Below are 10,075 nucleotides of genomic sequence, written 5' to 3' on the forward strand. Positions count from 1 at the left end.
AGGATCGATCTTGTAGCCCCTAGAGTCGAAATAGAAGGCCGGTCTTCTGCCGTATGCTTTCCAAACGTTGCGGCAGGCAATTTTGAGCGGTCGCTCTTGCGTCATGACATTGGACTCATGTGCTATGATAAAGGTTACCGAAAAGCCGCGCCACTGGCGCGGCTTCCGCTGCATTATAATGGGCTATCCTCCGGGCGTTACTTCTTGGCCGCGTCGATCCAAGGTTGCCAGGTTGACTGATGGCTATCGACCCACTCTTTCACCACGGCGTCGAGATCCTGGCCCATCTTGTCGACGACCAGCATCATCTTTTCCTGCTCCTGCGCGTTGACCTTGAACGCCTTCAGGAAGGCATAGGCGGCAGGCCACTTGGCGCCGAAGCCGGACCACACGATCTTGACCACGTCTGGCGGCGTGATGCAGTGTTCGTTGGTCTGCTCCTTGCAAGGCGGCATCTTCACCCAGCCGACCTCATTCTCGGCCAAGGCGTAATGCGGACCCCAGAACATCATCAACAAGGGAGTCTTGGCCGCTTCCGCCGCCTCAAGCTCGGCCACCAAAGCCCCTTCCGAGCCCGACGGCACGGCCGTATACGGCATATTGTTGTCCGCCAAAATTGTCCCGGCGCGGGAACCCCATTCAGATGGATAGTCAAGGAATCGGCCATTCGGCGCAGTCTCCGGCGTCGATAGAGCCTGAACGCATTCTGGCTTATTCAGGGCCGTCCAATCCGGCAGACCCGGGCAAACCTGCTCCATAAACTTCGGGTAGATCCACCCCTCCTTCGTTTCGAGGTCAAGACTGCCGATTTCCTCGATCTTCTTGGCCGCCAGAACCTTCGGGTAGATGTCGCCAGTATTGTTGAGCCAGACTTCAACCGAGGCACTTATCGTGCCGTCGGCCAGGCCTGAAAACTGCGGAAAAATGCCGGCGGTGACGTATTCGACCTTGTAGCCAAGCTTCTGCAGCAACTGGCCGGCGATGTGCGTCGAGACGTGTTGGCCGGTCCATTCCAGCATGGGGAGCTTGATAGGCTCATTCTTGGCACCAAGTTCAGCCGAACTGGCCGGCGCATTCGCGGCCAAGATGAGCGAAAGCGCAATGCCTGCAACATTCCAAACTGGACGTTTCAGCATGATATTCCCCTTTGTTGTTAGGTCTTTGTCGCTGCTCTGCGGCATTACCGATTGAAGTGTTGCATAATCCGGACAGCCAATTTAACATTCCCGGACGTCAATTTGCTTTTTTTGGACAAATGCCGACGAACAGCCAGTCGATGAAAATTCTCATCCTCGTGATGCCGAACTTCAACTTGGCGGCGACGATGGCGTTCGTCGACCCATTCCGGGCGGCAAATTACCTCGAAGGCTTGACCCGTTTTCGATGGGTCGTGGCGTCTCTGGCAGGAGGGTTGTGTCTCGCAAGCAACGGGATGGCAGTTCAGACCGAAAAGCTGAATAGGGTCGAGGAAGATGTGTTCGAAGTCGTCGTGGTTTCAGCGAGTTGGACACCAGAGACGGCAAGCACTCCTCACCTTCTCGCGATGCTGCGGAAGTGGGCTCGTACCGGGTGTATCATCGGAGGGCTCGACACCGGCGCCTTTATTCTCGCTGACGCCGGGCTGCTCAACGGGCGGCGTGCCACCATGCACTATGAGCACATCGATTCCTTCAAGGAACTCTACCCGGAAGTCGAAGTCTCCGAAGATATATTCATTCATGACGGCAAGCGTTTTACCTGCAGCGGCGGGATCGCTTCGGCCGACATCGCCCTCCATCTCATCCGGGCAAGCGCGGGAGACGCTTTGGCGAATGCCGCTGCTCGCTACATCTTCCACCCAACGCTGAGGCCTGCCGGCACGTCGCAAAACCCAGCGGGTGCAGAGCCCTTGGGGAGGACGACACCCAAGGTTGTTCGGTACGTCATTTCGATCATGGAACTGCACCTCGAGCAGACGCTCTCAATCCCGGAGCTTTGCGACAAGGCAGATGTTTCACAAAGGCAGCTCGACCGGCTCTTCAAACAATATGTCGGCAAGACGCCTGCACTCTACTATCGCGATATCCGCCTGGATCGAGCGCGCGGCCTCGTCACCCAGACAGACATGCTCATGTCTGAGATCGCCATTGCATCGGGGTTTTCGAGCCAAGTGCATTTCAGCCGGGCTTACCGCGAGCGGTTTGGGCTTCCCCCGCGCTCGGACCGTGTCGAAGGCCGTATACCGTTCGAGTTCAGGGCATGGCCGATGCATCGCAAAGCCCAGGACATCGTATAGCCGCCGTAACACAGCTCCCTGTCGGAAAATGCTAAACCAGCGGCGAACGGCGCATAGATTGTTGCCGCCGGCGGCACCAAGCTTGAACTCTGACTCCGGCCACGCAGTACGCGAAACGAAAGGTGTTCCGATGACGCTGCTTCCTTCCCAGGACGATTTCACCTCGATCAAGGACGGATACTCGCCGAATCCCTCCCGTTCGCTGTCGCTCAAGAGCGACGCCTATACCGACCCGCGCTGGCACGGAGTGGACGTGAGCGCGATCCTTGCCAAGACATGGCAGTGGGTCTGCCATGTCGAAAAGGTCAGGAATCCTGGCGACTACGTCGCCGTTGAGATTGCCGGTCAACCTGTAGCCGTGGTCAGGGACCGAGAGGATGTTCTGCGCGCTTTCTACAACGTATGTAAGCATCGTGCCCACGCGCTACTCTCAGGCGAAGGCAATTCGAATAAAATTATGTGCCCCTACCATGCCTGGACCTACCGCCTCGATGGCCAGCTGGTCCGCGCCCCGCACACCGAGACACTCGAGAACTTCTCGACCAAGGAGATCTGCCTCGACCAGGTCCAGGTCGAGGAATTCTGCGGCTTCATCTACGTCAACTTGGACCCGTCCGCTCCCTCGCTGAAATCGCAGACCGGCGATCTGGAAACGGAGATTCGCCACTGGGCGCCGGACATCGACAAGCTCACCTTTGCCCACCGGCTGACTTACGACATCAAGTCAAACTGGAAGAACATCGTCGACAATTTCCTTGAATGCTACCACTGCCCCACAGCACATAAGGACTTCTGTTCGCTCGTAGACATGGACACCTACAAGGTGACGACCCAAGGCATCTATTCAAGCCATATGGCCGATGCCGGCAAGTCGGCCAATACGGCCTATGACGTTTCCAACGCCACGGTGCGGACGCATGCAGTGTGGTGGCTGTGGCCCAACACGTGCTTGATGCGTTATCCGGGCCGGTCGTCGATGATCGTGCTAAGCATCATACCAGCAGGCCCAGACCGCACGTTCGAGACCTACGACTTTTTCCTTGAAAGCAAGGAACCGGACGCGACCGAACTGCAGACGATTAAGTATCTCGACGAGGTGCTTCAGGCCGAGGACATTGGCCTTGTCGAAAGCGTCCAAAAGGGGATGAACACCCCGGCCTTTAAGCAAGGCCGCATCGTCAACGATCCCAATGGGTCAGGACAGTCAGAGCACGCGCTGCATCATTTCCACGGACTGGTCCTCGACGCCTACGCGAGAGCCGCCCCCTAACCGGTTTGCGAAACCGGGCAGCAGGAGCTGCGTATCATGGCGACGCTCCCAAACAAAAGCACAGATCCAATAGCAGGCGGTGAACCGTGGGCGGCAATCTCTCAGGTAAAGTGGCGCTTGTGACTGGCGGCCGTGGTGGGATCGGCCGGGCGATCGGCGCGCGTCTGACCAAGGAAGGGGCGGCCGTCTATGCTGGAGACCTTTCTGAATCCGGATCGATAGGTTACTCGGCGGAAGGTGACACCCGCTTTGTACGTCTGGACGTGACGTTGGAAACCAGTGTCGTCGATGCAGTGGAGATCATCGGCCGAGAAAGCGGGAAATTGGATATTCTGGTCAATGCAGCCGGGATCGAGATTGAGAAGACCATCGAACATACATCGCTCAGCGACTGGAACCGCTGCTTTGCCGTCAATGTCACCGGCACTTTCCTGACCTCCAAATATGCGCTGCCCCTGATGCGTAAGGCCGTCGGCGAAGGTGCAATGGCTTCAATCATCAATTTCGGCAGCTATGACGGGTTCATCGCCGATCCGGGACTGGCAGCTTATTGCGCGAGCAAGGGTGCGGTTCATGCGCTGACGCGTGCAATGGCGTGCGACCACGGGCCGGAAGGAATCCGCGTCAACGCAATCTGTCCAGGCTATATAGACACACCAATGCTCCAGGCTTTTTTTGCCGGAGCAGGATCGGGTGGTGGCGGCGGCACCGTCGAAACCCTCCGCGATGCAGTGCGAAACGTGCACCCGATCCGAAATTACGGCACCGCCGACGACGTTGCCAACCTAGTCAATTGGTTGGCCGGAGACGAAGCGCGCTACGCGAGCGGGCAATTGTGGATCCTTGACGGCGGGCTGTCAGCCCAAGTCCAGCAGATGAGACTTTGAACATGACAAAACCAGTGATCATTACTTGCGCTCCGACCGGCGGCATCCATACGCCGACGATGTCGGAGTACCTGCCGATAACCCCCACCGAGATCGCGCAAGCCAGCATTGAAGCTGCCGAAGCAGGTGCTGCCATTATCCATCTGCATGCCCGCAATCCCGAAACGGGAAAGCCCGACGCCAGGCCGGAACTGTTTCAAGAGTTTTTGCCACGCATCAAGCAATCCTGTGACGCAGTCCTCAACATCACGACGGGCGGCGGGCTCGGCATGACCCGCGAGGAGCGGCTCCACGCAGCTTTGAGAATCAGCCCCGAGATGGCCTCCATGAACATGGGTTCCATGAATTTCGGCATCTTTCCGATGCTTGACAAGTACAAGGACTGGAAACACTCTTGGGAACCCGAGTTCCTGGCCATGACCAAAGACTTCATCTTCCGTAATACGTTCGGCGACATCGAATATTCGTTACGCGAACTGGGAGAGGGCCACGGAACCCGCTTCGAATTCGAGTGCTACGATCTGGGTCACCTTTACAATCTCGCTTGGGTCGTGGACCAGGGCTGGATCAAGCCGCCCTTTTTCGTCCAGATGGTTTTCGGGATCCTGGGAGGCGTGGGAGCCGATCTCGATAATTTGGTCCATATGCACACCATCGCCGAAAGGCTGTTTGGGGACGACTACGAGTGGTCTGTGCTGGCGGCCGGCCGCCATCAGATCCCGTTTACGACCCAAGCCGCCCTGCTCCGCGGTAATTTGCGCGTCGGTATGGAGGACAGTCTCTACATTGGGCCCGGCGAGAAAGCCAAATCGAGTGCGGAACAAGTCCGGAAAATTCGCTCGATCGTTGAAAATCTGGGGCGCACCGTCGCCACCCCGGAAGAGGTCCGCAAGCGGTTGCACCTGAAAGGTGCCGGCCAGGTTGCGTTCTAGCATGTCCACCAGGCTTCTTATCAATGGCGAACTGGTTGCGGGCGATGGTGACAGCCATGCGATCGTAAATCCAGCAACCGCCCTGATAATCTCCCAGGTCCGGGAGTCGAGTTTTGAACAGGTTGATGCAGCCGTGCGAGCGGCTGCCGAGGCCTTCGAGCATTTTTCTCTGACTTCGCCCGCGCATCGATCAAGCCTTCTGCTGAGCATTGCCGATCTCATCGAGGCAAACGGCCAGCAATTGGCCGAACTGGAAAGCCTGGACGTCGGGAAGCCTTGGCCGTCGGCCTACAATGACGAGCTGCCCCTCATCGTTGACACCTTTCGCTTTTTTGCAGGTGCCATTCGCACGATGACGGGATCGGCGGCGGGGGAATATGTTCCGGGCCACACGAGCATGATCCGGCGGGACCCTTTGGGGCCCGTGGCGGCGATTACCCCCTGGAACTACCCACTGATGATGGCGGCCTGGAAGATTGCCGCGGGGTTGGCGGCGGGTTGCACTGTCGTCCTCAAACCTTCGGAAATCACCCCGCTGTCCACCCTGTATCTGGCCGAGCTGCTGGCGTCGGTCCTGCCCAAGGGCGCTCTCAACGTAATTCACGGTCGAGGGGCCACGGTTGGAGATCGGCTGATCCATGCCGCCGAGATCGAGGTGATCGCCATTACAGGATCGCCCGCGACCGGTATGGCCGCCATGCGTGCCGCAGCGCAGACACTCAAACATGTTCACCTCGAACTGGGTGGAAAGGCCCCAGTCATCGTGTTTGACGACGCTGACATTCCAAGCGTCGCGAAAACGCTCCGAGGGGCCAGCTTTTTCAACGCGGGACAGGATTGCGCCCAACCCTGCCGGGTTCTGGCCCACGACAGCGTCTATGACGCGCTCGTGGCCGCCGTTGCCTCAGAGGTCGCGGAGATCAAGGTCGGAGCGCAGAGGGCCCTAGGGACGGAAATGGGGCCGCTTGTATCGGCCGCGCACCGGGATCGGGTTGCAGGGTTTGTAGAACGAGCACGGGGAACAGCCGAGATCGTGCTTGGCGGCGCCGTTGGCGATGCGCCAGGCTATTTTTACACGCCAACGGTGATCGCCAACGTCGACAACGATGCTGAGATCGCTGAGAGCGAGGTCTTTGGACCGGTCGTCACAATATCCAGATTTTCAGACGTCTCCGATGCCATACGGATAGCAAATTCGGGGCGCTACGGACTGGCGTCTTCCGTTTGGACGCGTGACGTCGGAACAGCCATGTCGGTCACAAAACGCCTCCGCTACGGCTTCACTTGGGTCAACGCGCACGGTGTGGCGACGCCCGAGATGCCATGGGCGGCCATGAGGGGGTCCGGCACCGGCAGCGACATGTCTGTCTACGCCCTTAATGCGTACACAGCCGTTCGCCACGTCATGGTCTCACATACATGAGCCAAGCGAGGGCAAGTAAGGTGGCAAACCAAACCGGATTGGACGGCAAGGTGGCCATTGTGACAGGAGGCGGACGGGGAATCGGCCGTGCCATCGTCGATCGCCTTCTTGCCGATGGCGCGAGCGTCGTGACCTGCGGTCGGGGTAGCCGACCTCGGGGTCTGTCAAGCTCCGTAGTCTGGGTTCAGGCTGACATTGCCGACAGGAACCACGCAGCGGCGGTGGTTAGAGCGGCGCTCGCGAACTTCGGCAGCGCGGCCGTTCTGGTCAACAATGCCGGCGTCCAGCTTGAAAAAACCGTCATTGAGACCAGCGATGACGACTGGGATCTGGTGGTCGGCACCAACTGCAAGGGTACCTTCAACATGTGCCGCGAAGTATTGCCGCAAATGTCAGAACACGGCGGCAGCATCGTCAATATAGGATCTATTTCCGGAAACGTTTCGGACCCCCGGATGGCCGTCTACAACGCCTCAAAGGCGTTCGTGCACGGCTTGACCCGTTCCATTGCAGTCGATCACGGGCCCCGGGTACGCTGCAACGCCGTGAGCCCCGGGTGGATTAGGACCGGCATGGCGTCAGAAGGTTTTGCTTTGGCCCGCGATCCCGAGCGTGCCGAGGCAGATGCGGTCGCCAGGCATGCGGTCGGCAGGCTCGGCGAGCCAGAAGATATTGCCAATGCCGTGGCCTGGTTGGTTTCCGACCAGGCATCGTTTGTGACCGGCCAATGTTTCATCATCGATGGCGGGCTCACCGCAGCATCTCCCTTGCAACCCGGATTATTTTAAATGTCTGATTTCAATCACACGGCAGTACTTGGTGCGGGCGTCATTGGCGCGAGCTGGACGGCGTTGTTCCTGGCTTCGGGCTACAGCGTCTCCGTTTTTGACGTTTCAGACTCCGCTGAAACCCAGGTCAGGAAGTACGTGGAGAATGCCTGGCCAGTGCTGGAAGACCTCGGCCTTGCCAAGAACGGCAACCCGGACCGGGTCAGTTTTCATAAGTCGGCGACCAAGGTCGTCGATGGCGCCCAGTTCATCCAGGAAAGCGTTCCTGAAAGGCTTCCTATCAAGCATGAGCTCTACGCCACTATTGAGCCTGCGATAGCGCCCGAAGCCGTTGTGGCGACGTCCGCTTCGGGGCTGACCCTCAGCGAAATGCAAGCGGGATGGAAGGACCCTTCTCGTTTCGTCCTTGGGCATCCCTTCAATCCTCCGCACCTCATTCCTTTGGTTGAGGTAATGGGCAATGAGCGGACGGGGCACGGCGTCATTGAAACAGTCGAGCGCTTCTATGCCAGCGCCAGCAAGGTCACTATCCGCGTCAACCGCGAAGTGCCCGGCCACGTGGCCAACCGCCTGCAAGCCGCCGTGTGGCGCGAGGCAATCCATCTCGTAAAGACCGGCGTGGCAAGCGTCGAAGACGTCGACAAGGCGATGTGGGCCGGACCGGGCCTCCGTTGGGCTGCCATGGGTCCAACAATGTTGTTCCATCTCGGCGCGGGAGAAGGTGGCTTAGCCGCCTTTTGCGAGCGCTATACAGACAGCTTCAATCGCTGGTGGGACGATCTTGGGATCCTTCATCTGGAACCGGAGCTTGCGAAGCAACTGGTTTCCGGTATCGCCCAAGCAGCTGACGGTCAGACCCCTGCAGATTTGTCAGCGCATCGCGACGACCTCATCACCGCATTGCTGAAGGCGATAGCGCCCCTGCGCGCGAACTGAGGGACTTTGGCATGACCAACGAGACGATCGATAAGAACGGCCCAGTCGTCGTCGTTGGGGCCGGCCAAGCGGGTTTTTCAGTCTGTGCGAATTTGCGGGACTTTGGGCATATCGGGCCGATTACATTGGTCGGCAACGAGCCCCAGCCGCCTTATCAGCGTCCGCCGCTTTCCAAAGGGTACCTGCTAGGTGAGATCACTGAAGAGCGCTTGTTCCTGAGGCCGCTCGCTTTTTATGAGCAGAGAGCGATTCATCTCCGTCTCGGAGTCCAGGTTGAAGAAATCGACAGACAGCGCCGGAATGTATTGCTCAGCGATCGGTCCGTTCTGCCCTACAGCCATCTCGTTCTTGCGACCGGGTCTCGGCCTCGGGTCTTGAATCGGGAACAGGGCGGAGACCTTGAAGGGGTCTACTATGTCAGGTCCATCGCTGACGCCAAGAAAATGGCGCCGGAGTTCAAGGCGGGGCGCCATGTCCTTGTTGTCGGTGGCGGATATATCGGCCTCGAAGCTGCTGCCGTCTCGTCAAAGCTTGGACTAAGGGTCACACTGATCGAAAGCGCCCCGCGGATCTTGCAGCGCGTGGCCTCGGTTCAAACGGCATCATTCTTTCAACAGCTCCACCGAAGCCACGATGTGGAGATTTGCGAGGGGGTCGAGTTAGCGATGCTGACCGGCCGCGATGGCCGGGTGACGCAGGCTCACATGAAAGACGGGCGCGCGTTCGACGTGGATTTCGTAGTCGTCGGCATCGGGATCCACCCGAATGTCGAATTGGCCCAGGCGGCCGGATTGGAAATCGACAACGGCATCAAGGTTGACGCCCAATGCCGGGCCTCTGATCCGACCATTTTGGCAGCCGGCGATTGCGCCTCATTCCCTTGGAAAGGACGGCGCATAAGACTCGAAAGCGTTGGCAACGGCATCGATCAGGGCGAGGCCGTCGCAAGAACGATCATGCTGGCTGCCGAAGGCTATACAGCAAAACCTTGGTTCTGGTCGGATCAGTTCGACATCAAGTTACAGATCGTTGGATTGGCCGCAGGACATGATTCAGCAGTCATGAGAAAGATTTCCGAAAACGCCCTCTCCATTTGGCACTATCGGGGCGACGAGCTCCTGGCGGTCGATGCCATAAACCAGCCTACCGTGTTCATGATCTCCAAGCGTCTGATTGAAGCCGGGAAATCGCCGGGCCCCAATATCGTCACCGACTTGGGTATCGACCTCAAATCGCTTCTGCATTCCTGATCACCCAGCGCCCGGTCCTTGGCCCATCACATAGGTCGCAACATGAACGCTTTACCACAAAAGCTCACAATCGGATTTATCCTCGCCCGCGCATTCACGCTTTCGGCCTTCTCGCTGTTCGTCGATACAATCCGCCTCGCAAGCGATGAACTGGACCATTCAGGGCGTGTAACCGCAGACTGGCAAGTCATGAGCAGCAGCCGCAACCTCATTACCTCGAGTTGCGGTATTGGCGTCGCTCCCACGTCAGCGTTTGTCGACCCAAGCCGATTTCAGTACATCGTCGTGGTCGGAGGTCTTCTCAATGATGACAG

10 protein-coding genes are annotated in these 10,075 nt (G+C 58.5%); 9 read left to right on the plus strand and 1 reads right to left on the minus strand.

What is annotated here, in order from left to right; genetic code table 11:
- Window positions 1-197: 197 nt before the first annotated feature.
- Window positions 198-1,181, minus strand: coding sequence for an ABC transporter substrate-binding protein (locus G6N73_RS32635; RefSeq protein WP_246252753.1), 984 nt, complete (start codon window positions 1,179-1,181; stop codon window positions 198-200).
- A gap of 14 nt (window positions 1,182-1,195) precedes the next feature.
- Between G6N73_RS32635 and G6N73_RS32640 the strand changes: the two genes are divergently transcribed.
- The 9 genes from G6N73_RS32640 to G6N73_RS32680 form a co-directional block, all read left to right on the plus strand.
- Window positions 1,196-2,275: a GlxA family transcriptional regulator gene (locus G6N73_RS32640; RefSeq protein ID WP_246252754.1), complete on the plus strand. Its 1,080-nt coding sequence runs from the start codon at window positions 1,196-1,198 to the stop codon at window positions 2,273-2,275.
- A 130-nt stretch (window positions 2,276-2,405) separates the two neighbouring features.
- On the plus strand, window positions 2,406-3,545 hold the full coding sequence (locus tag G6N73_RS32645; RefSeq protein ID WP_165034060.1) for an aromatic ring-hydroxylating oxygenase subunit alpha: 1,140 nt from the start codon (window positions 2,406-2,408) through the stop codon (window positions 3,543-3,545).
- Window positions 3,546-3,631: 86 nt separating this feature from the next.
- Complete coding sequence (locus tag G6N73_RS32650) at window positions 3,632-4,432, plus strand: SDR family NAD(P)-dependent oxidoreductase (protein WP_343044829.1); 801 nt, start codon at window positions 3,632-3,634, stop codon at window positions 4,430-4,432.
- 2 nt (window positions 4,433-4,434) lie between these two features.
- The gene (gene kce / locus G6N73_RS32655; protein ID WP_165034061.1) at window positions 4,435-5,364 is read left to right on the plus strand and encodes a 3,5-dioxohexanoate:acetyl-CoA acetone transferase; all 930 of its coding nucleotides are present in this window, start codon (window positions 4,435-4,437) and stop codon (window positions 5,362-5,364) included.
- A 1-nt stretch (window position 5,365) separates the two neighbouring features.
- The gene (locus G6N73_RS32660; RefSeq protein ID WP_165034062.1) at window positions 5,366-6,787 is read left to right on the plus strand and encodes an aminobutyraldehyde dehydrogenase; all 1,422 of its coding nucleotides are present in this window, start codon (window positions 5,366-5,368) and stop codon (window positions 6,785-6,787) included.
- Between the two features lie 20 nt (window positions 6,788-6,807).
- Window positions 6,808-7,575: an SDR family NAD(P)-dependent oxidoreductase gene (locus tag G6N73_RS32665; RefSeq protein WP_343044830.1), complete on the plus strand. Its 768-nt coding sequence runs from the start codon at window positions 6,808-6,810 to the stop codon at window positions 7,573-7,575.
- Entirely contained in the window at window positions 7,576-8,511 is a 936-nt protein-coding gene (locus G6N73_RS32670) for a 3-hydroxyacyl-CoA dehydrogenase NAD-binding domain-containing protein (protein ID WP_165034064.1), read from the plus strand.
- Between the two features lie 11 nt (window positions 8,512-8,522).
- Window positions 8,523-9,761, plus strand: a complete 1,239-nt coding sequence (locus G6N73_RS32675; protein WP_165034065.1) for an NAD(P)/FAD-dependent oxidoreductase — start codon at window positions 8,523-8,525, stop codon at window positions 9,759-9,761.
- Window positions 9,762-9,803: 42 nt separating this feature from the next.
- Window positions 9,804-10,075 (plus strand): type 1 glutamine amidotransferase family protein (locus tag G6N73_RS32680; RefSeq protein ID WP_484477018.1); only part of this gene is annotated, 272 nt, incomplete at its 3' end.

The organism is Allomesorhizobium camelthorni (assembly GCF_011045125.1).
Taxonomy (GTDB): Bacteria; Pseudomonadota; Alphaproteobacteria; order Rhizobiales; family Rhizobiaceae; genus Allomesorhizobium; species Allomesorhizobium camelthorni.

Coding starts and splice junctions, on each gene's coding strand:
- G6N73_RS32635 (WP_246252753.1), bottom strand. CDS start 1,181: ATGCCGCAGAGCAGCGACAAAGACCTAACAACAAAGGGGAATATCATG.
- G6N73_RS32645 (WP_165034060.1), top strand. CDS start 2,406: ATGACGCTGCTTCCTTCCCAGGACGATTTCACCTCGATCAAGGACGGA.
- kce (WP_165034061.1), top strand. CDS start 4,435: ATGACAAAACCAGTGATCATTACTTGCGCTCCGACCGGCGGCATCCAT.
- G6N73_RS32660 (WP_165034062.1), top strand. CDS start 5,366: ATGTCCACCAGGCTTCTTATCAATGGCGAACTGGTTGCGGGCGATGGT.
- G6N73_RS32670 (WP_165034064.1), top strand. CDS start 7,576: ATGTCTGATTTCAATCACACGGCAGTACTTGGTGCGGGCGTCATTGGC.
- G6N73_RS32675 (WP_165034065.1), top strand. CDS start 8,523: ATGACCAACGAGACGATCGATAAGAACGGCCCAGTCGTCGTCGTTGGG.